The following is a 26,212-nucleotide window of genomic DNA, read 5'->3' on the forward strand; positions in this document are numbered from 1 at the left end:
CGAGGTGCCCTTGAACATCAGGTGCTCGAGGAAGTGTGCGAGGCCGGATTTGCCCGGAGTCTCGTCGGCCGAGCCGACCTTGTACCAGATCATCTCCGTCACCACCGGCGTGCGATGGTCTGGGATCACGACCACCTGTAGCCCGTTACTGAGCGTGAAGCTGGTGGGCGGAGCCGATTTGACCGTGGTTGTGGCGAACAGGCCGCCGGTGGAGAGCGCGCAAGTCGTGAGCAGCGCGGCAAGAAGGCGAGCCGCCCATCGATATGAGAACATCGCAATCCTTGTAGAGGCTCGGCCCCAGACGTCAGGGTAGAACGTACGATAGGGCGGCGGGCATTTGGCCCCGGCGTTGTCATCGAGAAGGTTCGTCAGCTGCTGGTTCGGCATGGTCCTTTTAGATCTCCATAGTAGTTCGTTGGCATGAGGAGCGAGGTTGTGATCAACATCTATTTTCGGCTGCTATCTCTCCCATGAATCAAATGGAACGGCTTTTTACGCGCCACTACTGTCGGTCCGACGCGCTTGCGCATAACCCAGAGCATTAGTCGTGCCAAAGAAACTTCTTTTAAATACAATGGGAGACATCCAGAACAGCGATGTCGCATGTCCAACATCGTCGGATATCGCACACTCTGAATCGACATTGACGTGTTGCGTGCCGCGTCGACAAAAGTGTTCTGCTCATCGAAGTGATTGATCAGGCGTGCGAGCATAGTCGTGACCAGCCACACGACATGCGGCATTATGCGGAGCACATGATTGCGCAGAGCTGGTTTTAAGCTGACCGCAGTTTTTCCTTGCTATGAACAGCTTACACCGAAGCCGGATGTGTTTCGGCATGGAATAAGGGCTCTGACGCAGTTTTGGTGCAACTGGGTTTATTCTGCGCCGATTAGTCTGGCTTGAAGCAGATCGATTTTGCCACGGCCGTACATTTGGCGTCTGACGAGCTTGAGGCGCGTGATCTGGCCCTCAGTCTGTCCGTTGGACCAGGGCGAGGTGATCGCCGCCCGAACCGCCGCTTCATCGTTCGTTACGCCGCGGGCGAACGATGCAACAAGACTGGCGCGAGCGCGCTCGATCCATGGGACGAGGCCCGCCTTGGTCTTGCGTCGGATCATCAGGTGGAATTCGGCGATGATCTCGCGTGCCTCGACCAGGGGTGGCGCGCCAGCTTCTACCGCAGCGACGGTCACCGTCTCTGCCTTCGATAGCGTATCCCGTCCGACGGTCATGAGACGAGCGATCGTTCTGGCCGATGGAATCCGATGAAGGGTTTCGACATCAGTCTTTTCGGCCCGCCGTCTACGAGTGGTCCATTCGCCGACAACACGAAGTGAGCCTCGGAAGCCGCGCGCCCGTAAGCGGCGCCAAAGTTCAGCGCCGTTTCGGCAACCGGCTGCCCATTGGTCGTCGAGCCATGGCAGGTGCTGATCGAGAGAGCTCTCCCGGGTCCGGAAGACATCATGGCGTTCGCCACGGATCACCTGTCGCACAGAGTTCACGACGCTGCGTCTTCGTCTCTTGAAACTCGCTGCCCGTGTCGTCGAGACCACGAGCCGCATTCGCCTTGCGTTTGCCGCGGCATGTCCCGAAGCCGACCTGATCCGCGGCTTGCCAGGCGCGCTGCTGCCGCTCGGTCCTTGACCGGCGGGGCGTCCGCCCCCCGTTCGCCCAACCCATCCCTCAAGCGCGTTGCAAAGTACGGGTCGTCAGGCGGTGAAAACCCGAAGGCAATCCTGTGCGCCTCGTCAGAGCGGATGTGCGGCCACATCAATCGGACTAAAAAAACGCACTCTCACGAATAGGACGGGCTAGACACCCAGCAAAGACGGGCCGCAGGGCGTCGCATCGCTCGTTGTGGGCTAGGCTTTCCTTGTGACCTGCGTGTCGCAATCGCCCTGAATGATTCTGCTGGTCGCGAGCGATTCGAAGGCGCTTACATAGCCCCGATCGTGCATCTTCGACTAACATCCCGCTTCATGTCTCCTCCTCACGACTGCATTTTGGAGCTCCAGGCAACTCTTCCTGCGAAATCGAACAAGACTCGCTGCAACAAACCTTCTCGCCCCTGTAGTTGGCCAACGTTTGGAGCAACTGCGGCATAAAATACTTTTTCGCACCTTCCCTCATATCGTCTGGCATTGCTTTCGGATCGTCTAGCCATGCCATTGCCAGCTCGATCAGCTCGATCGCGCGTTGCTTGTCACCACTCTCGTAGTAATACTGAGCGACCACCCTATAAGAAGTAAAGGGGAGGCCGCCGCTGTCTTGCACTGAATTGAGGATATGTTCCGACACATCCCTGCCGATCGCAAAGCGCTCGGCACGCGGAAGGTGGGCCCTATCGTTCTCCGGATCAAAGAGTTGCTCCATCACGGCAATCAGCCAACGCACAGCGTCTGACTGTTTCTCAATCGCATCTCGAACCAGTTGGCGTAAGACCTGGAAGCCGGTCGCCGTGTCGCGCATTTTGTGAAGCAACAGATCCGCATGACTCTTGCGGAACTCGAGAGTGTCCGGCATCGCGGCAATGCCCTTCTCGACCGCTGAGAGCGCTGCCGGCCAATCCTTTGCTTCCATCGCCGGTCGAATTGTCTTGAGGATTGCGAGTTTGCGCGCTAGGCGTTGATCTGCCGCAATCCGTTCCGCATCAGCGGCTTTAGCTTCATAGCTGCTGCGCCAAGTGCCATTGATAATTTTCGGCAAGACGGCGTCGACTTGGTCCGGAAGACCGATAAAGCCAATGTGGCCGTCGCGGTCGACGACGAACGATGTCGGAATCCCAAAAGAAGAGCTGGCATCCATCCAGAGCTTGTTCATTTCGCCCGTACTGTCGAACCCGATTCGATAGTTCAGATTTGAGAACTTCTCAGTCAACCATGCGTCCAACTTGGTGCGAGCCTCATCCGCCGTTGGTGGTTCTTCACTAGCTGCGATTCCGACGACCTCAAGCCCTTCGTCTTTGTATTCTGCTTGCAGCTCTATCAGACGAGGGATCGCCTTCACACACGGGTCGCACCAAGTTGCCCAAAATTCGACGATGTACACTTTCCCGGGATGGAAGTTGGTCAGGGGCTCGCCACGCAGCCAGTTCTCGACTTTGAGCGAAGGAGCCGGGGACTCCATGCATAGCACCATGATTATCTCCAAAGTTACCTGTTGCGCGACCTTGTCGGTTCACCCGAATAGCTAATACCGTGCCAGGCGTCCACGCGCGCTAAGCTACCTTACAAGGATTTAATCCCTGAACCGCCCCGGGATTGCCGGAGGCTCCAACTCTTGAGAAGGTGGAGCCATGACAAGCAAGACGACGAACAAGTTTTCACCCGAGGTCCGGTCCCGTGCGGTTCGGATGGTTCTGGATCACGCGAGCGAGCATCGCTCGCGCTGGGCGGCGGTGACATCGATCGCGACCAAGATCGGCTGCACACCGCAAACGCTGCATGACTGGGTCAAGAAGGCCGAAGTGGATACCCGCGCGAGCCGGCATCCGTCACGCTCGACATCGATGATACCTGCGATGTCGTCCACGGCCATCAGCAGCTCTCGCTGTTCAACGCTCATTATGACGAACGCTGCTTTCTGCCGATCCACGTCTACGACACGGAGAAGAGCCGGCCCGTGGCGGTCGTGCTGCGGCCCGGCAAGACGCCGGGCGGCGTCGACGTGCGTGCCCATCTGCGCCGCCTGATACGGCATATCCGGACGCGGTGGCACAACACGCGAATTACGTTCCGTGGCGACGGGCACTATGCCCGGCCGGAGGCAATGGCGTGGTGCGAGACCAACGGCATCGACTACATCTTCGGTCTGTCCGGGACCAAGCCGCTCGCCAGAAAAGTCGACGCGGTCGCCGACGACATCCGCACGCGACGCGCCATCGAGAACCTGCCGGTTCTGCGTGGCTATACCGAGACGCGCCACAAGGCAAAGTCCTGGGATCGCGAACGACGCACCGTCGCCCGTATTGAGGCGACGATGCTCGGCCTCGACATCCGCTTCGTCGTCACCAGCCTCGATGTCGGCTCGGCCGCGTGGATCTACGACAGCCTGTATTGCGCGCGCGGCCAAGCCGAGAATCTGATCAAGCTGCATAAGACACAGCTCGCCTCCGACCGCACCAGCTGCCGTTCGGCGCTCGCCAATCAAGTCCGCCTCGTTCTCCACACCGCCGCTTATTGGCTGATGCTGACCGTGCGCGACGCGATTCCCAAAGCCCGGGAATTGGCCACAGCCGAGTTCGCGACGCTGCGTCTTCGTCTCTTGAAAATCGCTGCCCGTGTCGTCGAGACCTCGAGCCGCATTCGCCTTGCGTTTGCCGCGGCATGTCCCGAAGCCGACCTGATCTGCGGCTTGCCCGGCGCGCTGCTGCCGCTCGGTCCTTGACCGGCGGGGCGTCCGCCCCCCGTTCGCCCAACCCATCCCTCAAGCGCGTTGCAAAGTACGGGTCGTCAGGCGGTGAAAAGCCGAAGGCAATCCTGTGCGCCTCGTCAGAGCAGATGTGCGGCCACATCAATCGGACTAAAAAAACGCACTCTCACGAATAGGACGGGCTAGCAACTCACGCACATGGGGGTCGTTGAAAAAGCTCCAATTGGCTGATTCCGTTCTCGTGGCGATTCGCGATCGGCGGAGCAAACGAGATGCTGGGGCGCAAGGAGCGGGATCAGTTGGAGCTCTTCATCACGGGCTCGCTGAAACAGCTCGTCCCAGATGAGCACGTGCTGGCGCGGTCGATCGTGTGCTCGACCTGTCTTGGCTAAGGGAAGAGGTCTCCGACTGCGCGAACGACGGTCGGCCAGGCATCGATCCGGAAGCCGCGGTACGGCTGATGCTCGCGGGTCTGCTCACCGGGATCGTACACGATCGCAAGCTGATCCGTGAGGCTCAGGTCAACATCGCCATTCGCTTGGTTTGCTGGTTATGGCCTGCACGAGCAGCTACCGCACCATTCAAGCCTGACGCGCATCCGCCAGCGCTGGGGCGAAGAGCGATTCCGTAGGATCTTCAAACGCACGGTCGAGGCCTGCCTGAAGGCCAAGATCGCAACAGCAGAAGTGGTCCACATCGATGCGTCGCTGATCCGCGCCAACGTGAGTTGGAACAGCCTCGCCGAGCAGCATGTGATGGATATGCTGAGCGAAAATCAAGGCGAAGATGAAAGTGAGGATGAGAGAAGGGCCGCAAAGCGGGAAGTACAAAAGGTCTGCACGACTGATCCCCGATGCGACAATGGCCACCAATCCCGAAACCGGCGGCTGGAGCCCGCTTACAAGCAGGACACTGCCGTCGATGACAAGGTCGCATTGCCTCACCTTAATTGTTACCGGATGCTAAGCCGTTGCCTCACGTAAATTGCTCCCTTGGATCGGGAACGACCGGGGGCGAAGGTGGGGCGGCTAACCAAGGTGACGCGGAAGGAACTGACGGCGGCGGCAGGCGCGCGCTATCGGACGTCGAGTCGCGCCAATCCGGCCAGGCGATACGCCCGGGAAATCGACCCGAAATGGTGAATCACGGTCAAACCCGCGCGCAAGTTCGGCTCATCATATAACGCAATCGGCGCGACAGGCTCGAAACCGGAAAACCTCGTCCATGCAAACTCGGGATTTATTTATCACAACCGGCTTCTGCAGTCTGTGGATCGTCCGATTGTATGTCACTCGACCGATGCACAGTTCGCTGTTCCCTCGACAAGATTCTCCGAATGATTGCAGGGCAAAGCAAGCAAGCTCCCGGCCCGATGGACAGCAGTTCGGCAAGCGAATGCCCTGGGCAGAATCGCGCAGGATCGGGCCACCACTGCGGATATTCCCGATTTTACCCATTTAGATTGAAACTTTGCTTCCCATTGATTTGGAAGAAAATTCTACTACCAGTTGTTTTTTTGATCAATCCCAACTGCGGTTTGGCATGGTAGCACCGAATCATACGAGCTAGAGGGGGTTGCGCTTCGACCGTGCCAATGGAATTTCGAGATCTACGCTGGGCTATCGTCGCATCCCAGCACCGAAGCCTCCGCCAAGCGGCAGAGACCCTCAGGGTTAAGCAGTCAACGCTGAGTCGCCGCCTGCGCAATCTCGAACACAAGTTGGGCGGTGCCATCTTCGAGCGCACTAAAGCCGGTACACGACCGACCATCGAAGGTCAGGAATTCCTCGATGCTGCCCGGCGCATCGTGAATGATACTGAGGCGATGACCGGCCGCCTCAAGAGCCGCTGGCGCGGCGAGAGCGGTCTATTGAACCTCGGGATCCACGCCTCATTCTCCGCCGGCAATCTACGGGCCACCCTTCTCGAGCACCAGCGGCGCTTCCCTGATGTCAAACCGCATTTCGTCGACGGATCGAGCGACGATTTGATGTCCGATCTCGCCAGCTCCGCCATTGATATCGCGTTCGTGGCCGAGCCCAATCCGAGGTGGAGCGACAAGTCATTATTGGTGTGGAGCGAACGTGTCGTCGTCGCCCTTCCCGAACACCATCCGCTGACAGCCCGCAATGTAGTTCACTGGGGCGAACTGCGGCATGAAGCCCTACTATTGTCACAGCACGGCCCTGGACCGGAATTCCACAAACTGCTCATCACCAAGTTGGGAACTTCCGATCCATGTCCGGTACTTCGTCATGATATGTCGCTCGATCGGCTCCTCACCCTGGTCGGCGCCGGCTGGGGAATGCTGTTGGCCTTGGAAGGTGCGACCGGCGCGACCTATCCGGGTGTCACCTTCCGCGAGGTGCATGACGCCGAGGGTCCGACCCGGCTGAGCTTCCGCGCTTACCGGCGGCAGGCCAACGGCAATCCATCGCTACGTCCGTTCCTTGACCTGCTTCGCGAGCGCTATCCGGATCTCTCGGCTGATCCAGGTGCGGGCTGAGCCGCATTTCGTCGGGCCTTCGCAAAAGCGCGGTCGGTTGCCATGAATCGCTCTATCATCGGCGCAATCAGTTTGCCGGGCTCGGTCGGCGTCGTCGTGCCTCCACTACGCGTTAGGATCTCAGCATAGCTTTTGAGATCCCTGAAGACCGCCGCCGGCAGCTCGACGGTGAGCTTGACTGGTTTGTCGTGTTCGAGTGGCCCAAGCTTGAGCTTTGTCACGGTGTTGCTCCGTTCCGGTACGGCGCCAGCACGAGATCGCGCGTGACGATGACGCGAACCGGGAAACCTGGCCGGATAGTCAGCGTCGGTTGGATGTTGAGCTGGCGCTGCACGATCTGCTGGCCGGTCTGGCTGATGCTGTTGGATGCTCCGCTGCGGATCGCTTGAACGAGATTGTTCTCGTTCTGGCTCGTACCCGCCTCGGCTCCGACGCTGAGCATGGTCGAGAGGACCGCGGCCTTGAACAGCATGCCCCAATGGTTGTCGACCTCATCCTCGAGCCCGGCATAACCTCCGGTATCGGCGCCGGGCTGGCGCTCCAGCACGATCGAGTTGCCGTCCGGCATGATGATGCGGGTCCAGACCAGGAGAATGCGGCTCTGACCAAACGCAACCGAGCTGTCGTACTGGCCGATCAGCTTGGCCCCCTGGGGGATCAGAAGATATTTTCCGGAGGGGCTATCGTACACCGCCTCGGTGACCTGAGCGGTGATCTGGCCTGGCAGATCGGACCTGATGCCCGTGGTGAGTGCAGCCGGGATTACGGTGCCCGCCTGCACGACATAGGGCGAGACCTTGGCCTCGAGCCGGTCCGGACTGACCGTGCGCTTGTCGGTGGAAGCGTTGAGGAAGGCTTCCTTGCGGTCCTGCATGTTCTGGGTGGATCCCGCATCGACGGGTGGTGTCGTGGCCCGCGGCGTCGTGGCTCCGTTCGAGGTATTCGGGATGACTTGGCCGATGCTCTGTGGTTGCTGAGCGGTCTGGGCGAACAGACGGCTGACGCGTGCCGCCTCGATCTCCTGGGCTCGGTGCTGCGCCTCCGGATCGGACGTCATTCCCGGGACCACGGTATTCGCTGCAGCGCCTGCGTTGAGGATCGGCTTGCCGAGATCGCCGGGCAACGGCGGCCCGAGCGGCGGCGCCTGACGCGGCAGACCGGTGTAGTCCTTCGGCAACCCGGCTAGGCCCTCGGCCGAAGGTCGGTTCTGAGTGCTGAGCAGCTCTTGGCCGGTCTGCGACTTGTTGCCGGTCTGGAGCGCATAGCCAAGTGCGCCCGCCACCGCCAGCGCAGACACGGCGCTGAGGCCGATCAGCATCTTGCGCGAGAGGCGCGTGACAGGGGGCCGCTCGCCCCGGAGCCGAAGGTCGGGCGGCGCGACGGGCGGGATGTCGCTCTGACGTTCGTCTTCGTTGCCTATCGCCATGAGCGCGGCCTTCCGTCGGTGCGGACGATGCGCACGCGCCGTTCGCTATCCTTGTCGCCAAGACGCAATTCGGCGGCAGCGAACAGGCGGTCGACGATGTAGTAATTGCGGTTCGCTCGGTAGTTCACCAGTTCGGAGCCGCCGGCCGGACCGATGACGAACAGCGGCGGCATTTCGCCCTGGACGATGCCGGTGGGGAATTCGATGTAGACTTTGTTTCCGTCGTCAAAGGCGCGCAGCGGACGCCAGGCCGCATCGTCGCCCTCGATCGCGTAGCGGAAGTTGATCGCGGCGAGATCGACGCCGGCCGCAATGGGAGCTGCGGTTTCAGCCGCCGCATTCTGCCGCCGAAGTGCAATCAGTTGGTCCTCGGGATACTGCCAGGAGACCGAGGCCATGTAGGTCTTCTCCGTCGAGCGCAGCTCGAGGAGGTAGGTCCGCCGATCGGTGTTGATCACGAGATTGGTGACCAGTTCCGGCCGCGTCGGCTTGACCAGGATGTGGATCTTCTTGGTCGCGCCCGCACCGCTCTCGGTATCGCCGATGATCCAGCGCACGGGAGCCTCTAAGGCGCCCGTAAATCTCCGAAATGGACAGAGAGTAACGCCGCCTCAGTTGGCGGGCCTGTTCTGCGGGTGCAGGTTCGCGCTGGCGGGCCTATCACGTCGTGCTCAAAGGTGACGCCCTCGGGATCGTTCTCATCGAGCCATGCCTGCGCAACCTCTTCGGTCGCGAAGACCTTCAGAACCTCGCTCTGATCGTAAGTCCAAACGGTCATAATTCGCGCTCCGGGACGTCCGCTCTTGGTCTTGGATGCACGCGCGCGTCAACCAGGACCTCCGTGATGGCGTCGCGGAGGCTGTCCCGATCAAGGATCTGGATTTCAATGGTGGTTGCCGCGTCGCGCTCGCGCGTGAGATAGTCGGCCAGCGCCTTCATGGCGTCGTCGTAGCTCTGCTCGATCTGCTCGGCGGGGTGAGGCGAGCCATCTTCACGATCCTCCCGCGCTGGACTTCTTCTCCTCTTGCCGCTTCCATTTTTGGAGATAGCCCATGCGCGAGCTGGCACTGAACCGAAGAAGGCACTTCTCAGGGTTTGAGAATCGGCGATAGCGCCTATCGCGGAGATCTCGCAGGAAATCGCAAAGGCTGGCTCGCGCGAAGCACGACGGAAGTCGGCAGTGACGGCTCCGGAATAGGGGACGTGGAAAAGGTTTGCGACCGGATCGTGAACTGACAGAAACCGCTGAGTCTGACGGGACGATTTAAGCCGCTTTATGATCCGCTCGCGTCGCCGGGTCGGCGGGTGAGAATTCTCAGCGCGGTGGTTGAGAGCTTTGTGGTGGCGATGGTCGGTCGGTGTGAAAGCCCATCTCGCCCTTGCAGCGCCGTACGAACGGGGTTTGTACGTGATCATGACGCGCGGCGGCGTGGCGCCGAATTTCAAGGCCTTCTTGACAAGCCGCTGCGCAGCGCGCGAGTCTCTTCGGCGCTGGATTAAGACCTCGAGAACGAGCCCTTTCTGGTCAACAGCGCGCCAGAGCCAATGTTGTTCGGCCGCGTCGAGATAGCGATTTCGTTCAGATGCCATTTGTCGCCGCGCGCGGAGCGCGCTGGCGGATCCAAAAGGAGAACGCCTTGCCGAATTGGTTCCCCGCTGGCGCACGGTTTAATAGGTCACGACAATGCCGCGCGCCGCCAGCATTTCCTCGACCATGCGCGAGCTTAAGGAAACGGGAAATACATCCAAACGGCATAGCAGATCCCTTCCAGTGGGAAACCATGACGGCGAAAAAGAACCCCGGGCGGTTGGCATGCCGCTCGTCTGCCCGCTCGGCCGCTCCAATTCGTTAATTTGACCGTGCCTTCTGCCCTCAACCCTCGGCTGCTCCGTCCTGTCAGCGCCATGCAGCTGAAGCACTACACTCTTCACGTATTCAAACCGATGCGAACAATTGTTTTCGCGGGCGTCTCCTTTCTTTGAGGTCAGCGACGACTCCTCATCTTGCCCCCGGAGTAGCGGAAAGGGCCGTCCACCCCAGCACGAGAGCCCGGTGCGGCTGGCCCGCACGCGTTTGGCCCTTTACACCGCATTCTGGTGCTCCAGGCCGGGAAGCCCAATCGTTGTGGGGCGCTAAGCACGGCGCCGCAGACACTTACCGAAGCGATCGGCGAGATGGGATCTCGAACACAAATGCGCAAAACTGCTTCATTCACGATCTGAAGCATAGCCGGGTCTTAGGCTATTCGGACCCGGCCATCGCAAGCGCGGCGACAAGCGCCGCGATGCTGTTTTTCAAGCAAAAGGAAGTCGGGGTCTCCACGCTCCCGATCGAATTTCAGTCGGACCCCGTTGTCGATCTGTTCGAGGAGCCCGCGCCGGCTTCGAGTCATCGAGGATTTCCTCTCGGTGGCGGTCTGCTTGATGGTGTCACCACAGCGACGCTCTGGCGCGAGACACTCAGGTAACTACATCCTGAGGCGCGCGAACTGCATCGACGCGTGTTCCGCCTCGGGAAGGGAGTAGCCTGGGGCGATGCTCAACAACGACTTACAGAACGCAGGCGTGAGCTTGCCGCGGTGGATCACGACGTTCTCGTGCCCCGTGGCGGCTTGAGCGTTCTGCCATTGCCGATTGTAGCCGCGCTGTTCATTGGACTTCACGTGGCAAGCGGCGAAGTCGGCGACGCCCAGCGTGGCCAACTGCGAGGCACGTACCGGCAGCTTGGTATGGATGTGCACCCACATCGGATTTGGCATCCTACCACTGCGCAGCGCCTTGGGCTGCAGCTTGATCTCGAACAGCGTCGCTGGCTCGATCTTCTTCAAGGCTTGGGGTGGATACACAGACGCAAGTTCTTCGGCCGCCCGCAACTGTTCAAGGTACTTCTGCGACGGAAACGCATAGGTCTTCATGCAATCGATCGTGATCGCCGCCTTTTGCGCGTTCACTGAGTTTGCCTGTCCCTGAACCTCGGACAACATCGCCTTAAGCCGGACTATTTTGTTGTGCACTTCGGTCATTTGCGCAGGCGTGAGTAGGCCACGTCGGCGGGGCTCCTCCAGCGCGGCTACACAGGTCTTAATCTCGATGGTCTGCGTCTGCAGGCGTTTAAGGACGAGATCCACGACGTGGTCGGCGTCCTCAGGCTTCATCTGGCGCGCTTGCGAGACGGCGCTTTGCTGAGCCGGCAGATCGAACTGCAGCAGCTCGTCCAATCGCTTGAGTAATCCCGTCAGTGCATTCCTGGAGGGCGGAGCCTGCCACATCGCCAGGTGCCCGGTCGCCGATGATGACGCCCTCGCGCGTGCCTCCTCCGCACTCGCGAGTTTCTTCGTACCCAGATCCGAGAGTACGATAACCTTGGCCGTAGAGGCCGTGGCAGCGTCGGGCCTGGCGAGCTGCGGCTCGCGCAGCCTGGCCGTTGAACTCCCCTCGCCTGCGGCCGGTGCGCGCTTGCCTTTCCCCTTCCTGCGCGCCGCGTGGTTCTCAGCCGCTAAGTCGCTCTTTTCCGATATCGCAGTCTGGGCAGGCGGCTCCACTTGCCTCTTTGGCTGCACTGCCAAAAGTCGCGTGACTTGATGCGCGGTGACCCATGCACCTTCCATGATCTGGTCCAACTGATCCAATAGAAGGTCGGCATCCGTTCCAGCATCCCTTAGCCTGGCACCGATGCGTTCCACCCCTGAGGCCAATTCTGAATGCCGTTCCATGACTCCTTCCAGAACGGTGCAGTGCTCTGCGTCGAGTGGCTCTCCGTCCTCGTTCAGAACGGCTTTGTACGTCGAGAGGAATGCCGGAAAAGCATCCTGGATATAGGTCCCGAGCAGACGCACCCGCCCGTTCTCATCGATGAGGGCGTCCCTCACGGTTGGTTCAAACGTGCTCGCCTGAGACTCAATCAGAAGCTTCGCGAGCTTAATCCGCGCTTCCAGATGCAAGCACCCATCATAAAGTGCCGAGCCGGTATGCAGGCGTAGTGCGGCCTCGATGGGCTTCCGCATCTCGGGCGTCGTGCTTGGCAACTTGGCAGTGGTCTCGCAGACGGACACCATCCGTTCCGAGCGTAACAGCTTCTTTCCCCACCACTCGATGACAGGCACATGGTCCTTCACCATACCGGAAGCCACTCGGCTCAACTGGTCGGGGGTAGCGTTGGATTCGAGAATCTGCTGGAAGACCTTTTCCGATTTCTTTCTGCGCTTTTCCAAGGCGTCGATAATCGCCCCGCCCACAAGCTTGCCTTGATGCCCCGCATCGAGCACGGCATAGCAGTATTGACGGGCCTCAGCGTCGGACAGAATGCTCCGCGCCACGGCCGGGCGCACGCTCGCGTAGTACTCCAGAACTGCCGAGCCTGCTTTGACGAACCGATCGGCCAGCTCTAGCGCCTCCTCCGAGTTCTGGGCTTGCATGCCCGCATTACCGCAAGCGGCAAGTTCCTCACGCAGGCGGTCCATGTGTCGCCTTGCTGCGTTGATTTCTTCCTCTGACGAGGAAATGGAGACTGCCACACCGGAAGTTGGCTGGCTGGCGATCGGCGCCGTGTCTCCACCCTCCGACACTGAGGTAAAGCCGCGCCGCCGCGCAGTGACTGCACGTGGCGCAGCGGCTGCACGTGCCGCAGCGCCTAGGATTCGATCTGGGCCGACGGAGGGGCCGGAAGACCTGTCGCCAAGGGCATCGTCGGCACCGCGCGCCGTGCTAGCGGAGGGCGTCCCTCTATCTTGGGGCCCAGAGCGCATCCGCTCCACAACGGAATCGAACGATTGACTGCCTTCCCCAGGGGCTAGACTTGAGTGCGAGCGTGAACTGCTCGATCCGGCTCCAGCATCTCCAGTGCGCGATCTTCCAGATCGGCCAATGCCCGTCATATTCCATCTCCAATCAAGTCGAGAATGCGCAGCCTGTCTGGATAGACAGGCTGGCTGACGAGTAGCTGACGAAGGGCGTTTTTCCGGTTGCACAGGAAACCCACACCGCCGTGGACCGTGGTCGAGTAGCTCGGCCATTTGGCGTTGCCCTCACAGATCCGGGCAGACGGCTTTGGCGAGTAGGCCGGCGGAATCTCACCGCCGGCCTCTCAAGGATTCCAGCGTGAGACTCTCGCGTCACTAGGCTCCCATCAGGCGAACGAGCCGCGTATGCCGATCTTCCATTGTGCGAACAACCCGGGACGTTCGCGAGATAGTCGTTCGAGAACGCGGCCGGTCTTGGCCTTGCGACCCCATAAAGCGTTTGAACTTCCGCATCATCCAAGCCTCGATTGTCTGATTGACGTATCGAAGGATTGACCCAGAGGCGCCGGCCTGAATCGATCGTAATACACAATCCCCCGGCAGGAGGGGATTGAGCTGCCGAGCGATGTCAGCCATTGACACATGGGTCCGTTTTCGGAGGTTAAATCCCGGATTGCCGCCCGCATAAACTTCAGCGCCGAAGCGCTGAGCCGAGGCAGAAAACTGCAAAACACCGAGGCGTTTTGTGAGTTCTTTGCCCGTCGCGGCCGGAAGCAGTAGCCGAGGAAGTCAAACTTGACGTTCGAAACCGGGCATATGTCACGCGCGAGGAGCACGATCCGGCGCGAGCGCTTCCTTCAAGTTCACTTCTGAACCGGCCCCTGCAATAGCGAAATACCAGCCCGCCCCAGCCCGCTCTCATCATTCCGAATCGTCTTGTCCCCCAGCCAATCTTCGAACAGCGCGCTCCAGGTAATACGAGGGATCATCGTCACACGAATCCGTCTCGCAGCTCTCTTGACATCGCTATCCTCGACTTTGGAAAGATACTTTGTAGGCCTGACTACTCGGTGCCACTGGTCGTTCTCGTTCTTCGTCCACACTTTGGGATGCTGTTGAGGATCAAGCACCCAGTTATTGCGACCCACGTGAACAAAATCCATTTCCGCTAGACGGGGTTCCATACCTCCTACGCCAGGACGTGATAAGACCACCGGATGATCACCGTCCATTCGCAGTTCATGCTCCAGCAGGATATCGCCCGCGTTCTCGGCGAGCGGATAAGTAACGCGTAGATCTACCACGGACGTGATATCGTTACGCCCGAACTGTTGGCGAAAATGGTCTCCCCCTGATCCTGACCGAGCCTCCGGCTCCTAAAAGCCCTATAGTTTCGTCACCCAACCTGATATCTGAAAAATCGCGCGTGCTTACCCGGATCATCGTAAGTACTGGAAATAGCCTCCACCCACCGACAGTTGCAGCCCGCTCGGCTTTCTTCGAACAAAATCCGAGTACTCCTGCGGGTTACTGGCGATGTGCATGATTTCACTGGACAAGAATCTCTTCACTTTGCGCATGAAAGATTCTCAGTCGACGATCTTGATAATGGGCGGATTGGAACGCAGGAAGTATGGCGTCGCGCCCGCCGACAACGACCCACCTCGCTCCAGGCCGGCAACCGCTTCCGCAAAACGGAGCCACCGATTCTGCCATACATCAGATCGCTCCCGGTCGGCAAGATGCACGCGATTGAGGTCGTGCCGCGACAAGCTTTGCCGAGGAGGATACACAACCTAGCTGACCACAACCCGACCAAAGCATCTGGCCGCACTCCGCCAAGCACTCTGCGGAAGACTTATTGGCCGTCAAGCTCTCTAGGATCGGGGCGCTTCGGCTCAGACGGAACAACTTGCTGACGCGCGGTCATGCACCATACGAATTCCGGAGCAAGTCCCCCACCGATTCCGAGATGATGCACCATTCTGATCAGACGTAGAATGTCGATCACAACAACATTTTTCCCACGTCCGGATGGAGCAGAACCGACATTGCTGGGCGAGTGACCATCACCTGGGTTTTGCTAGTCCAGAAGAGCCGGCGCCCAATGCGAGCCTTGCAGGAAGACGCCGCCATGCAAATCACCAAAATTATCGCTCGGCCCACCAGAGCTGCCAGCGACAGATTGCGTTCGGTCATCAGAGCATCAGGTGCGACTAGGAGACTGAGACACAGACCTCAGACGTGTTGTCACTATCCAGGATGTGAATGCAATCCATCCAAAGAATTGATTTCACACTTCATGTGCTGCCGGGTAGGGAAAGCGTCGTGCATCACGCAACGTGGTAGGTTTGCTGTCGGCAAAGCTGCGATGAGTACGTGATCATGGACGCCGCGATCGGATTGTAGGCACGGTTTTGCCCGGTGCGGCCAACTTCATGTCACCCCCCGTCTTTGGATTGTGCGGCCGTTGAGCAGTTCATTCCACAGCGTCTCGGTGATTTTATAAAAATTAGAAAGAGGAAGGCGCGGCAGGACGGCCTCGTTATGGCGTTCTCCAGCTGAGCGTAGCCGCGCTTGGCCATCACTGTCGCTCCGGTGATCGGAGCACGAAGGAGACTCACCTTCCAGGCCGAATGAGGAAGTTCGTTGCTCAAGCACGGAACGTCTGCCGGCGTGTGAGGCTTTGCAAATTGAGGGCCGCGATGCAAATCGCCTATCATCGCTGCTCCCCGTCAAACCTGCGGCCGTGCGGCTGCGCTCACCATCGGGAGCATCGATCGTGATGAGGAGATTTAGATCCAGACCATGGAACGGCATTGTCACTGATCCGCCATGTGAATGCATCGATCCAAACCATCGATTTCACCAATCAATGTGTTCTCGGCAATCATCTCGACCTCAGGATGTCGGCGACAACTACCGGGATTGTTCCGGCGCTGAGCGGGGTACTGCCCGCCTATCTATGCATTTGATTGATTGCCGCCTATGTCCCGGTGGCGAGAGCACATTCGACGTCACCAAGATGCATGCGCGCCACGTGAGACAGTGAACAGCGCCAGTCGAGCTTACAATGGAACTCCGATCCAGTATGCGAGTCGCCAGCACCGCTTCTCTTCGTCTATTCCGGATTCCAACGCTTACGCGGAGGCCGGACTGTTCAATTCCGCGCATGCTCGAACCTGACGTGGTGGGTGTCTTGGCGTGACTTGATAGGAGGTCGCGGAATGCGAACGCTACTCGTTGATCATGAGACAGACCCAGCGCGCGTTGTACAAGATGCGCTCTCCGATTGCGGTTTTGCCGTTGACGTAGCGTGCACCCTGGACGAGGCGGCCGCCGCTTTTTCTTGCGCCAGGTATGACATTCTCTTGCTCGAGTTGGTTCTACCGGATGGAGACGGCTTGGATTGGCTGAAGCAGTTGAGACGTGACGGACATTCGATGCCTGCCGTGATGATAAGTAACTTCAACGAGCTCGGTAGGCGGATAGCGCTATTTAATGGCGGTGCGGACGACTTCCTGCCCAAGCCCGTATCTACTGATGAACTCATCGCACGGATGCGCGCTACTCTGCGCCGATCAACGCAAATGACGGCCCCCATCGTTACCTTTGGCAATCTTCGATTCGATTCGATCGGCAGGCAAGCGTCGGTCAATGGTCGACCGCTGAAGATTGCCCGCCGCGAGGTGTGCATTCTCGAACATCTGCTCAGCCGCGCCGGCCGCACCGTGGCTCGCGCGTCATTGCAGGATAGCCTCTATGCATTTGACGACGAGGTCTCCACCAATGCGCTTGAGGTCGGAATCTATCGTTTGCGCGGTCATTTGAGTCAGTCCGGTGCGACGCTACGGATCAAAACCGCGCGCGGGATCGGCTACGTCCTTGAATTGAAATGCGCGGCATCGACCGCGCAGCCAATCGAACTTGAAAGAAAAGACCATCTTGAGCATCATTCTTGACAAGCATGCCGGCGTCACTCGAAGATCGATCGCCGCCAACGGCCTTTCGTCCACCTTTCTTCCTTGTCTTTCGCAGCTGTTGTGCGTGGTCGTCCTGCTATTCCCGGCTGCTGCCGTAGCTCAGATCAAGCGGGATGATGGAGGTGGGCCGCAGCGTACGGCTGCCGACGGCATTAGCGGAACGCTGACCCTTTCCTCTTCGCTGGGTAAGACGATTCATCTGCCAGCGCCAGCTGCGAGCATCTTTATCGCAGATCCTACGGTCGCGGACTATCAGGCACCTTCGAACAAGACCATCTTCGTTTTCGGCAAAAAGTCCGGGCGGACCACCTTGTTCGCACTGAACGAGGGCGGGGAGGCTCTCGCTGAACTGCGTGTTGTCGTCACGCAGCCGATCGAGGATCTGCGCGCCACGCTGAAAGCCCAGGTCGGCGACTATCCCATCCAGGTAAGCTACACCCCGCGCGGGGCCATCCTTAGCGGTACGGCGCCCAATGCGGAGATCGTCGACGTAGCGATGAAAGTGACCGAGCAGTTTCTTGGGTCTGGTGCGCTCGTCGTCAACAAGATTCAGGTGGCGGGGTCATTGCAGGTGAATCTGAGCGTGCGGGTGGCGGAGGTCTCCCGGAGCGCTATGAAGGAGCTCGGCGTCAACCTCTCCGCTTCCGGTCAAGCTGGCCCTTTCACTCTCGGCTTGGTCAGTGGCAGTGGTGGTGGATACGGCGCGCCGCAGGGCGGCGGTACGGCGAAGATAGGAGTCAACACTGGCCATGTGAACGTCAGCGCTATGCTCGATGCACTGGCTCACGAGCGCCTCGCTTCCGTACTTGCTGAACCGAACCTCACCGCAATGTCAGGCGAATCCGCCAGCTTCCTCGCCGGCGGCGAATTTCCCATTCCGGTGTTGCAGGACAATCGGCAGGTCTCTGTCGAGTTCCGTCACTTCGGCGTCAGCCTGGAGTTTGTACCGACCGTTCTCAGTAACAATCAGATCAATATCCGCGTGAAGCCTGAAGTCAGCGAACTATCGTCACAAGGTGCTGTCAACATCAACGGCATCTCCGTGCCGGCTCTCTCCACCCGGCGTGCGAACACGGTTGTCGAGCTCGCCAGCGGCCAAAGCTTTGCAATTGGTGGGCTTATCCGGCGCAACTTCAGCACTGAGATCACGACTTTCCCCTGGCTCGGCGACGTTCCGATACTTGGTGCGCTATTTCGCTCATCGTCATTTCAACAGGATGAGACGGAACTCGTGATCATCGTCACGCCTTACGTCGTGCGGCCAAGATCGAACTCGAAGCAGATGAGTGCGCCCACCGACCGCATCGCTCCGCCCTCAGACCTCGCGCGCAGTCTGACGAACACATTGGCAACGCGCTCGCCTGTTCGCAGTGCTCCCCCGATAAGCGTACCAGGCGCGACAAGGGGCACCGGCCACATCATCGAATGAGGATCGACCAATGAGATTACGATTCGTGCGCCCCCTCATCGGTCTGACGGCCAGTCTAGGTGGCTGCGCTAGCACCTCGCCGACCTACGTCGAGCCGACCGCGCAAGCGATCCTGGTTGAACAGGAGAAGAACGTCTTACTGTTACAGACCCTTGGAGGGCCCGAACGGCAGCGTCTGCGTTATTTCATAGCAAGTACCGGTCGCGGTCGGTATGACGCGCTGCATCTTGATATCGTCGGCTCACGTCGGCTCGGGGCGCAGATAGCAGCTGAGGCCCGCGCAATGGGCGTCGACGCTCTCAACATCCGCCTATACAGTCCATTCATTGATAGGCGTGATGGCTCTGCCGCCCGAATCGAGGCGATTACGTACGAGGCGCGCCCTCCCGTTTGTCCGTCGATTGCGATCGTCGGCCCTTCAGTGAACGACAATTCTTTCGATCCGACGCTTGGCTGCTCGATCCGCAACAACTTGGCCGGCATGGTCAACGATCCGCGCGACTTGATTGACAATCAGGCCGTTGTGCCGAGTGATGGCAATCGTGCGGCCATTCCCGTTGCCACATACAAAACCTTCGCGACCGGCAATAACAGCAACTTGGGTATAGCTAACAACAAGCTGCCATCAGATCCCACGTCTGCCGGCACCCAGACCGTGCAGCCGTCTCGATAGCGAGAACATCAGTCGTTCGATGCGACCTCATTCACAACACGAACTAGACTTGGCCGGCGGCAAAGAGTGCTTTTGCGACGGCCTCGAAATACTGGACAGGAATGGAATTGCCAAGGCTAGCGTTGCAGATTAGCTCACGGACCAGGACGTGATCATCGACGATACTGAGACGAAGGCGCCTCGCTTCATCAAAGAGCCGTGAAGCCGCCTCCCCATCGCCGCGGCAAACCAGGACCGGGACGCCCGTTTCGCCACGGATGTAGCGTACCCCGACCAGCAGCTCGCGCCCAGTCAAGATCAATGTCGCGCGACGCACGCCGAGTGGAGACTCGCTCGCCTGCTCCCGCCGAAGGCGTCGGTGTTCGCGTTTCACCTCCGGACTGCCTTGCTGCTCCTTGTCCTCGCGCTTCATATCGCTCTTAGTCATGCGCATGCCGCGCAAAAACAACCAGCGCTGGACGAGGAGGTCGACCAATCCGCCGATCAGAAATGCACCACTTGCAATCCCGATCAACAGTTTCACTTGAATGAACACGAACTCGAAGCAGCCCGTGCCGCAAACCGGCAGATAGACCAGTGTCTTCCACGCGCCGACAACGACGAGGACAAAGATCGCGCCGAGGCAGAAGACTTTGAACAAGGTCTTCCCAAGCTCGATGAGCGAACGCAAAGAGGCGATGCGCTTCAGTCCGTTGATGGGATCAATGTTCTCGAATTTCGGCTTCATCGGCTCGGAGGAGAACACTAATCCACCATTGGCCAGGACCGTCGTCAGAATTGCGCAGATGACCACACTCCCAAGAAGCGGGCCAACAATTCTCAGTGCAAGTTCGGGCAAGACGCCGAGCGCAAGATCGACCGCAATATTGAACGGCTTATCAAGCAGCTTGTCAGTCAGCATGAGCGCTTCACGACATTTGTCGTAGATGGAACTCGCTTCTATCCAGAGATAGCCGAGACCGGCGCAAGCGCTGAGGGCCCTGACTAGATCCGTGCTATGCGGAACCATGCCTTTCTTGCGCGAATCGCTTAGCTTCTTTTCAGTGGGGGCGAGCGTTTTCTCTTCGCTCGTGTCGCTCACTTCAGTTTCCTTTCAAGCCTCTCCAGCTCTCGGCTCGACTGTATGATTTCGGATTGCATGTATTCGATGAGATAGATCGTATAAGTGACCATGACGATCGCAAAGCCTATATTCTTGATCGTCAACGATAGGTCCCGCGGGTTGAATTGCGGCGCAAAGCGCCCGAGCAGGAGCGCGGATATGTCGGCCAGCAAGAGGAACGCTACCACAGGTCCAGAGACCAGGACGGCGGTACGTATGATGCTGTCGAGCACGCCCCACAACTCCAGTGTCCCTTGCATGCTCAGCGTGGGTCCAAGCTGATAAGCCGGCCAAACCAGATAGCTGCCGTAAAGCCCGCTGATCATGGTTTGCAGCCCCCCCGTGACGACGAAGATCGTGATCGCGGTGGTACCGATAAGCAGTCCCGTCGCCGAAGCCTGACTGCGTGTCGCGGGATCGGCGGGAGTGACTACGCTGCTGATGCCCCGTTGCGTGTCGATGAACTCGCCGACGGCCTGAAGACTCCAGAGGGGAATACTGAGCAGGGCGCCGATCAGCAGGCCGACACACGTCTCCTTAAGACCGAGTAGCGGGATCTTGAGCAGACGGGTGTCCGGATCTAGCTCCTTCAGGCCATCGGCGATGTGCGCCAAGTATGGTAGTTCGAGTGCAACGGCCAGGCAACCGCGGATCAGGCCGCCGATCTGCGGACGCGTAAATACCGGAAGCACCAGCATAATGCCCACGGGGCGGGCCGCACCAAGGCCGGCAGCAACGACGAGTTCGATGGTTGCCTGGATCAGACTTTGCGTGTTGGTGGTTGACAGATCATACATGACGGGCGGCTGCTAGTAGCCCGTCGTGAGCGCGGGAAAATCAGTGAAGATCTGCTTGGCTTGTTCGATGAGCGGGGCGCTCAGCACCGGAGCAAACAAACCTATAATCCCAACAATAACCAAAAGCTTCACAGTCAGTGGCAATGTCTGATCCTGGATCTGCGTTGCCGCCTGGATGATGCCGATGACGGTTTCGGCGACAGCCGCTGCAATGAGCGGCGGCAGAACCCAGGTCATGAAAAGCACCAGTGATCGGCTCATATAAGGGAGAATAGTGGCCTCATCCATGCTCACCCTCCAGGTGTTGTATAGCTCAGCACTAGCCCGTGCATAAGCCGCGACCAGCCGTCAATCGCCACGAATAGAAACAGCTTGAAAGGAACTGAGATCACTGTCGGAGACACCATTGACATGCCCATGGCCATCAGAATGGTCGTTACGATCAGATCGATAGTGATAAACGGAAGGTATAGCAAAAACCCGATTTCGAAGGCACGCTTGAGTTCTGAGATTAGAAAAGATGGGACGAGAATGACGAAATCATCGGCTGTGGCTCTGCCGCGCATCTCTTCCGGCCAGACACGTTCGGTCGAGGACAGGAAGAAGCCTCGCTGTTCTTCATTGGTGAAGTTCTTGAGATAACTTCGCAGCGGCTCCTGCCCCTCTTTCGCAGCGGCTACCCAATCCTCAAGCGTTTGATAGCGGAGCTGCAGATCGGCGACCCGATTGTAGCTCTGCTCAAAGACGGGGGCGCTCGTGAAGGCGGTGAGCATCAATGCCGCGCCGTAAAGAACGATGTTCGGTGGAATTGACTGGGTCCCAAGCGCATTGCGAACGAGGAAGAGAACGACAGATACCTTTACGAACGCCGTGGTCGTGACGACAGCGAAGACCAACAAGCCGAGCGCGGCCGTGACCGCAAGAAGCGGCAGTATTGCTGGTTCGATGTTAGTCATTGCCTGCTAACCCGCCACGCAGTCTAACGCCGAGCTCGTCCCCAATACGTACTATGTCGCCACTCCCGATACGTACGCCGTTTGCAACGATATCGACCAGGCCATCGACGGGCCGGCCAAGTTCGAATACATATCCTTTGCTGATGCTTCTCAAGGCTCCCAGCGTGATGGGCCAGCGGCCGCATTCAAAGACAAGCGAAATCTCAATATCGTCGAGATCGGCTTCCGAAGGCGGCTGCTGTGAACCGGGTAGTGTCGTCATATGCGCATACTCCAGAGGGCGCGGCCGCAAGCGAAACGGTCCGTGCAGGATCAGGCGGTTGCCAGTGACATCTGCCGCGGTCCATAACCGGCCCGCAGTGAGGATGATCTGACCGCGGGCGAATGGCGTTACATCCGGCAACAAAGCGTCGCCCTTACGCGTTTCGCGAAGAAGCGAGGCTGACGCCCGGAGGGAGCCGACCTCTCCTGCAACTGTAACGGGTAACTGTGCGGGGACCTCACACAACTGTCGCGGCAATTGGCCGAGCAGCTCGCCTAAGGCGCGGAACGCCGGCGGTATCGGTCCATCAAGAGGCGAGAAAAGAAATAGGCGACCTTTGCCCCTGACCGGACCGTAGATGATGTCGAGTTCGATATAAGGCCCGTTCTTCTCGGCCTTTCCAACATGAAGGAGTCGCAGTTGCTGCTCTGTCTCAGTCTCCAGGTGCCCCAGCAACGGTTCAAGTGCAAGTTCGAGAATCAGCGAACGACTTGGCTCGGAAAGTAAAGCTAGGCCACTCTGTACTGTCGAGATCAAGGCCTCGGCAAGCGCATGCGGTATCGACAACACGAGCTCATCATCGCCGAGGCCCCAAACGCAATCGAGCATCGACAGAGCCGGAGGTTCCTCCTGCCACACAACTCGTTCCAGTCGCACCGACAGCGGCTTGTCACAAAGGTTACTCCGCAAAGAGGCGGAGGGCCGCACGTTTCTGTTGAGCCACGTTACGAGACTCTGCGTTAAACGCTGGGTTGGCTCGTACTTCGCGTATGCGTCCGCGCGAGTTGCAGGAGGCGGCTGTACAGGGCAGCGCATTTGCTTCCCAACTGGACTAGCTGTCATCAAATTGAACCGCCCGCCACCGGCATGGGCAAACCCCTCCCATGGCGAAGCAAGACTTCATCATCGGCCTCTAGCTCGGCTGTTACTTCCGAATGGGTATCGGCCGCACGCCGGACGTCGGTCTCGATTTGTCGCCATTTATGAGTCGCTGCGGAACGCTTCGCCCAGTGCGCACGCCTCTCGGATGCGGCTGTCTCGGCCTGCTTTTGAGCGATACGCGCCTCCTCAAGTGTGCGGCGTTTCGAGGTGATCTCGATCGCGAGCCTCTCAAGGGTGAGCTGGCAATGATCGAGTTCAACGACGGACAAGGTACCGGCCGACATCAACTGTTGGTAAACCTCCGCCTGGGCCTCTGTATGATGCTTTTCAGCAATTGCAAGTTCCTGCCATGCGTGCTCCGCGGCCGAGGTCGCGATATGAAGCTTGGCTTCCATATTGGACAACTCACTACGAGCACTACGCTCGCGCATATCCTTTACTTGCCGCAAGCTCGAAACGTGTATGCAACTCATGCGGTCAGATGGCACATCCATGTGACGGTTTCCTCAAAAGTGGACGCATCGTTTTCACCTTGGCGTAAAAACTCGCGCAGATCATCGATCGAAGCGACAGCTCGGTCCGTCAGCGGATCGCTGCCTTGCTTGTATTCACCAACTTTGATCAAAAATTCGGCCTCTGCATGACGGGAGATAAGATCACGGAAGAGGGATGCTGCCTTGCGATGCGGTGCAGATACGACGGCATCCATGACGCGGCTGCGGCTCGACAGTACATCGATGGCGGGGAAATGCGCCCGCGCCGCGAGAGAGCGTGAAAGAACGATATGACCATCGAGAATGCCACGCGTTTCCTCGGCGATTGGATCGCCCGTGCCGTCACCTTCCACAAGCACGGTATAGAAGGCCGTGATTGAGCCACGCTCACTCATACCAGCGCGCTCCAGCAAACCTGGCAACATTGCAAAGACAGAGGGAGGAAAGCCCCGGCGGGTCGGTGGCTCACCGGCAGCAAGCCCGATCTCGCGCATAGCGCGGCTAAATCGCGTCAATGAATCCATCATCAGAACGACGCGCAGGCCTTGATCGCGAAAATATTCGGCGAGCGCGGTTGCCGTATAAGCACATTGCGCCCGCTCCGTCGCTGAGCGATCGGAGGTCTCAACGACGACGACCGTGCGGCGGAGGGCAGTCTCCCCAAGATGCCGCTCGATGAATTCACGCACTTCGCGTCCACGCTCGCCTATCAGCGCAACCACGGTCACGTCAGCGACCGCGCCTTTTACGATCTGCGACAGTAACGTCGACTTGCCGCCACCAGGCTCTCCATAAATGCCGATGCGCTGGCCCTCGCCGCATGTCAGAAGACCATCCAAGGCGCGAACACCAAGTGGCAGAGGGCGAGCGATGATGCACCTCGTCATTGGATTTGGCGCTTTGCCGCGCAGCGGGCGCGTCTCCATGGCTTTGACTGGGCCCTTGCCATCGAGTGGACGGCCGAAGCTGTCGATCACCCGGCCAAGCAAATTGGGGCCGACCGGCACTTCGTGCATTCGGCCAGTGGCAACGACTTCTGCGCGGCCGGACATGCCTTGCAGGTCACCGATCGGCGTTAGCAACACGCCGTCCTGCAACAGACCGATCACCTCGGCCTCAAGCGACCATCCGGTGCGCGGATCCTTGAGCACACAAACTTCTCCAATACGAGCATCCGGCAAAACTGCATGGATTAACGTGCCGAGCGCCCGCGTGATCCGCCCGCGTACGGCACGCGTGTCCACATGGCTTGCCGTAGTTCGCAGACGCGCCAGCGCCGCGTGCAGAGTCCCGTCTCCATCAGGACAGCTATGGTCTGGTCTCGGCGCCGTCACTATTCGTCTGCCTCATGATCTAAACCAAAGCCCAAACGCAGTGCGCGGAGCTGCGCGTCAAGTCCGAGATGGATATTGCCAAATTCGCTCCACAGCACGCATTCGTTCGCTGACAGCGCCGGGTCCGGAATAATTCGGACCGCCGGCCGGTCCTCCTGTCCGTCACAGGCAGCAAATTCGCGCGTAAGCGCATCAGCATCCATGGGGGACGCATGAAGGGACAGTTTTGCCCCGCCATATCGGTGCGAAATCGTGTGACGAACCGTCCTCACCAACATCTCGCCGGGATCGAAATCGCCCAGTAGATTAGTTACGATGTCCATCACGAGCGCTGACAGTTCCTGCTCCAAAACGGCCTTTCGTCGTGCCACTTCCGAGGCAGCCTGCGCCACCAGCTGTGCCATTTCCTCGGCGCCGGCCCTCACCCCCTCGGCATGGCCGCGCGCACGCTCCTTCTGATAAGCTCTGCGTGTCCAACCGCGAACGCGCTTCAGATTTCGCTCGGCCACGGCACGCGCCTCAAGGGCGCTCTGCCAAATCTCGAGATCCCTCGCCGCTATGAGTGGCCCAAGCGGGCGGATGTGCGGAGCGACGGGCGGCGCAGTTTCGTCGGCTGTCATCCCGCTGGGGCCTCCCTCGCCAAATGGGCCAACACCGGCGAAAACAATTGGCCCGCGGCATCGCGGTGTTCAGTCCCCGGATTGTCGGCGGCCGTTCCGACAGCTAGGCGTAGAAGCACGCGGCGGCAATCAAGCGTTGACGCTTCATCGAGCCAAGCGCCGAGGCAGGCATGTCCATCGTCTTCAATGCCTAGCGCGAGTTCTTGAGGATCAGCAATTAATCTGGTCGAAACCGCATGCGCTGCATGTCGGATCCCGAAAGCCTGCACCTCGGTGCCGACGTGCTCGACCAGAACGGCGACATCTTGCTTTGAAATCAGCCTTGTCAGGGAACGGGCATGCCAAATGCCGCCGGCGAGCAGGGCAGCCCTGCTCGGATCATGCCCAAGGAGAAGGTCTGGCCCGAAGTCACTTCCGTTCAAGCCCATTTCATCTTCAAGCAGCAACGCTTGCAGTCTTATCTGCAGCCTAGGACTCTTCTGCAGTCGCACCAACGTCGCGGACGAGAGGTTAGCGTCAAGTCGCGCGGCAAGGCGGGTCGGATGAATCGTGGCAGCAAGCTTACGGATACCTACAGAGGCTAGTTTCAGCGGATCATGCCGCTCGGCAGACGGATTCGGTCTCGTCATGTCGGA

18 protein-coding genes and 8 pseudogenes are annotated in these 26,212 nt (G+C 59.2%); 8 read left to right on the top strand and 18 right to left on the bottom strand.

The annotated features are described in order from the left end of the window. Positions 1-273, bottom strand: a 273-nt coding sequence (locus tag IVA98_RS33465; RefSeq protein ID WP_247356588.1) for a M16 family metallopeptidase, incomplete at its 3' end; no start/stop codon positions are given. Between the two features lie 605 nt (positions 274-878). Next, a pseudogene (locus tag IVA98_RS33470) lies at positions 879-1,496 on the bottom strand (transposase); the annotation flags it as partial. A gap of 1 nt (position 1,497) precedes the next feature. Here IVA98_RS33470 and IVA98_RS33475 point away from each other — a divergent pair. Further along, a pseudogene (locus tag IVA98_RS33475) lies at positions 1,498-1,647 on the top strand (transposase); the annotation flags it as partial. 333 nt (positions 1,648-1,980) lie between these two features. Here the strand turns inward: IVA98_RS33475 and IVA98_RS33480 are convergent. Then, positions 1,981-3,141: a TlpA disulfide reductase family protein gene (locus IVA98_RS33480; RefSeq protein WP_247356542.1), complete on the bottom strand. Its 1,161-nt coding sequence runs from the start codon at positions 3,139-3,141 to the stop codon at positions 1,981-1,983. 157 nt (positions 3,142-3,298) lie between these two features. Here IVA98_RS33480 and IVA98_RS33485 point away from each other — a divergent pair. The 4 genes and pseudogenes from IVA98_RS33485 to IVA98_RS33500 form a co-directional block, all read left to right on the top strand. Continuing rightward, a pseudogene (locus IVA98_RS33485) lies at positions 3,299-3,478 on the top strand (transposase); the annotation flags it as partial. Further along, positions 3,475-4,389 (top strand): annotated as a pseudogene (locus IVA98_RS33490) (IS1380 family transposase); the annotation flags it as partial. The pseudogenes IVA98_RS33485 and IVA98_RS33490, both read left to right, overlap by 4 nt. A gap of 257 nt (positions 4,390-4,646) precedes the next feature. Then, positions 4,647-5,129, top strand: a pseudogene (locus tag IVA98_RS37865) (transposase); the annotation flags it as partial. Between the two features lie 839 nt (positions 5,130-5,968). Then, a complete protein-coding gene (locus IVA98_RS33500; RefSeq protein WP_247356544.1) occupies positions 5,969-6,880 on the top strand; it encodes a LysR family transcriptional regulator in 912 nt (303 codons plus the stop codon). Here IVA98_RS33500 and IVA98_RS33505 read toward each other — a convergent pair. From IVA98_RS33505 to IVA98_RS37870, 6 genes and pseudogenes are all read right to left on the bottom strand, one after another. After that, positions 6,844-7,101, bottom strand: a complete 258-nt coding sequence (locus IVA98_RS33505) for a DUF2274 domain-containing protein (RefSeq protein ID WP_247356546.1) — start codon at positions 7,099-7,101, stop codon at positions 6,844-6,846. The two genes, IVA98_RS33500 and IVA98_RS33505, sit on opposite strands and share 37 nt — an antisense overlap. Next, positions 7,098-8,306, bottom strand: coding sequence for a TraB/TrbI/VirB10 family type IV secretion system protein (locus tag IVA98_RS33510; protein ID WP_247356547.1), 1,209 nt, complete (start codon positions 8,304-8,306; stop codon positions 7,098-7,100). Before IVA98_RS33510 ends, IVA98_RS33505 begins: the two co-directional genes overlap by 4 nt. Then, positions 8,297-8,863: pseudogene (trbG, locus tag IVA98_RS33515) on the bottom strand (P-type conjugative transfer protein TrbG); the annotation flags it as partial. The pseudogene trbG and the gene IVA98_RS33510, both read right to left, overlap by 10 nt. 511 nt (positions 8,864-9,374) lie before the next feature. Next, positions 9,375-10,121, bottom strand: a pseudogene (locus tag IVA98_RS33520) (IS6 family transposase); the annotation flags it as partial. Positions 10,122-10,774: 653 nt separating this feature from the next. Continuing rightward, entirely contained in the window at positions 10,775-13,180 is a 2,406-nt protein-coding gene (locus tag IVA98_RS33525; protein WP_346657755.1) for a T3SS effector XopP-like protein, read from the bottom strand. 728 nt (positions 13,181-13,908) lie between these two features. Then, positions 13,909-14,625: pseudogene (locus tag IVA98_RS37870) on the bottom strand (host specificity protein). Between the two features lie 1,647 nt (positions 14,626-16,272). On the opposite strand from IVA98_RS37870, the gene IVA98_RS33535 reads away from it, so the two are divergent. Genes IVA98_RS33535 through IVA98_RS33545 form a run of 3 tightly spaced genes read left to right on the top strand, consistent with a single transcriptional unit; the run spans position 16,273 to position 19,130 of the window. Continuing rightward, on the top strand, positions 16,273-17,007 hold the full coding sequence (locus tag IVA98_RS33535; RefSeq protein WP_247356553.1) for a response regulator: 735 nt from the start codon (positions 16,273-16,275) through the stop codon (positions 17,005-17,007). Beyond that, a complete protein-coding gene (locus IVA98_RS33540; protein WP_249817162.1) occupies positions 16,973-18,457 on the top strand; it encodes a type II and III secretion system protein family protein in 1,485 nt (494 codons plus the stop codon). The genes IVA98_RS33535 and IVA98_RS33540 overlap by 35 nt, the downstream gene beginning before the upstream one ends. A gap of 10 nt (positions 18,458-18,467) precedes the next feature. Beyond that, complete coding sequence (locus IVA98_RS33545) at positions 18,468-19,130, top strand: CpaD family pilus assembly lipoprotein (protein ID WP_247356562.1); 663 nt, start codon at positions 18,468-18,470, stop codon at positions 19,128-19,130. A 43-nt stretch (positions 19,131-19,173) separates the two neighbouring features. On the opposite strand, the gene IVA98_RS33550 is transcribed toward IVA98_RS33545, so the two are convergent. The 9 genes from IVA98_RS33550 to IVA98_RS33590 all read right to left on the bottom strand — a co-directional run bounded on the left by IVA98_RS33550 (position 19,174) and on the right by IVA98_RS33590 (position 26,206). Beyond that, entirely contained in the window at positions 19,174-20,211 is a 1,038-nt protein-coding gene (locus IVA98_RS33550; RefSeq protein WP_247356565.1) for an EscU/YscU/HrcU family type III secretion system export apparatus switch protein, read from the bottom strand. Next, on the bottom strand, positions 20,208-21,029 hold the full coding sequence (gene sctT, locus IVA98_RS33555) for a type III secretion system export apparatus subunit SctT (protein WP_247275801.1): 822 nt from the start codon (positions 21,027-21,029) through the stop codon (positions 20,208-20,210). Before sctT ends, IVA98_RS33550 begins: the two co-directional genes overlap by 4 nt. Positions 21,030-21,041: 12 nt before the next feature. Next, positions 21,042-21,317 carry an EscS/YscS/HrcS family type III secretion system export apparatus protein gene (locus IVA98_RS33560; protein WP_247275802.1) on the bottom strand — a complete coding sequence of 92 codons (276 nt, stop codon included), beginning with the start codon at positions 21,315-21,317 and terminating at the stop codon, positions 21,042-21,044. A 2-nt stretch (positions 21,318-21,319) separates the two neighbouring features. Next, positions 21,320-21,985: a type III secretion system export apparatus subunit SctR gene (gene sctR, locus IVA98_RS33565; protein WP_247275803.1), complete on the bottom strand. Its 666-nt coding sequence runs from the start codon at positions 21,983-21,985 to the stop codon at positions 21,320-21,322. Then, positions 21,978-22,856, bottom strand: a complete 879-nt coding sequence (gene sctQ / locus IVA98_RS33570; RefSeq protein ID WP_346657756.1) for a type III secretion system cytoplasmic ring protein SctQ — start codon at positions 22,854-22,856, stop codon at positions 21,978-21,980. The genes sctR and sctQ overlap by 8 nt, the downstream gene beginning before the upstream one ends. A 233-nt stretch (positions 22,857-23,089) precedes the next feature. Next, positions 23,090-23,623: an HlyD family secretion protein gene (locus tag IVA98_RS33575; RefSeq protein WP_247302557.1), complete on the bottom strand. Its 534-nt coding sequence runs from the start codon at positions 23,621-23,623 to the stop codon at positions 23,090-23,092. Next, positions 23,599-24,957: a type III secretion system ATPase SctN gene (sctN, locus tag IVA98_RS33580; protein ID WP_524536446.1), complete on the bottom strand. Its 1,359-nt coding sequence runs from the start codon at positions 24,955-24,957 to the stop codon at positions 23,599-23,601. The genes IVA98_RS33575 and sctN overlap by 25 nt, the downstream gene beginning before the upstream one ends. Beyond that, positions 24,957-25,577, bottom strand: a complete 621-nt coding sequence (gene sctL / locus IVA98_RS33585; protein WP_247356570.1) for a type III secretion system stator protein SctL — start codon at positions 25,575-25,577, stop codon at positions 24,957-24,959. The genes sctN and sctL overlap by 1 nt, the downstream gene beginning before the upstream one ends. Next, complete coding sequence (locus tag IVA98_RS33590; protein WP_247356572.1) at positions 25,574-26,206, bottom strand: nodulation protein NolU; 633 nt, start codon at positions 26,204-26,206, stop codon at positions 25,574-25,576. Before IVA98_RS33590 ends, sctL begins: the two co-directional genes overlap by 4 nt. Positions 26,207-26,212 lie beyond the last annotated feature (6 nt).

It is taken from the genome of Bradyrhizobium sp. 160 (assembly GCF_023073735.1).
Classification (GTDB): Bacteria; Pseudomonadota; Alphaproteobacteria; order Rhizobiales; family Xanthobacteraceae; genus Bradyrhizobium.

Excerpts from the sequence above, each read along its gene's own strand:
- IVA98_RS33480 (WP_247356542.1), bottom strand. The coding sequence starts at position 3,141 with ATGGTGCTATGCATGGAGTCCCCGGCTCCTTCGCTCAAAGTCGAGAAC.
- IVA98_RS33500 (WP_247356544.1), top strand. The coding sequence starts at position 5,969 with ATGGAATTTCGAGATCTACGCTGGGCTATCGTCGCATCCCAGCACCGA.
- IVA98_RS33510 (WP_247356547.1), bottom strand. The coding sequence starts at position 8,306 with ATGGCGATAGGCAACGAAGACGAACGTCAGAGCGACATCCCGCCCGTC.
- IVA98_RS33525 (WP_346657755.1), bottom strand. The coding sequence starts at position 13,180 with ATGACGGGCATTGGCCGATCTGGAAGATCGCGCACTGGAGATGCTGGA.
- IVA98_RS33535 (WP_247356553.1), top strand. The coding sequence starts at position 16,273 with ATGCGAACGCTACTCGTTGATCATGAGACAGACCCAGCGCGCGTTGTA.
- IVA98_RS33545 (WP_247356562.1), top strand. The coding sequence starts at position 18,468 with ATGAGATTACGATTCGTGCGCCCCCTCATCGGTCTGACGGCCAGTCTA.
- sctT (WP_247275801.1), bottom strand. The coding sequence starts at position 21,029 with ATGTATGATCTGTCAACCACCAACACGCAAAGTCTGATCCAGGCAACC.
- IVA98_RS33560 (WP_247275802.1), bottom strand. The coding sequence starts at position 21,317 with ATGGATGAGGCCACTATTCTCCCTTATATGAGCCGATCACTGGTGCTT.
- sctR (WP_247275803.1), bottom strand. The coding sequence starts at position 21,985 with ATGACTAACATCGAACCAGCAATACTGCCGCTTCTTGCGGTCACGGCC.
- sctQ (WP_346657756.1), bottom strand. The coding sequence starts at position 22,856 with ATGCTCGATTGCGTTTGGGGCCTCGGCGATGATGAGCTCGTGTTGTCG.
- IVA98_RS33575 (WP_247302557.1), bottom strand. The coding sequence starts at position 23,623 with ATGGATGTGCCATCTGACCGCATGAGTTGCATACACGTTTCGAGCTTG.
- sctL (WP_247356570.1), bottom strand. The coding sequence starts at position 25,577 with ATGACAGCCGACGAAACTGCGCCGCCCGTCGCTCCGCACATCCGCCCG.
- IVA98_RS33590 (WP_247356572.1), bottom strand. The coding sequence starts at position 26,206 with ATGACGAGACCGAATCCGTCTGCCGAGCGGCATGATCCGCTGAAACTA.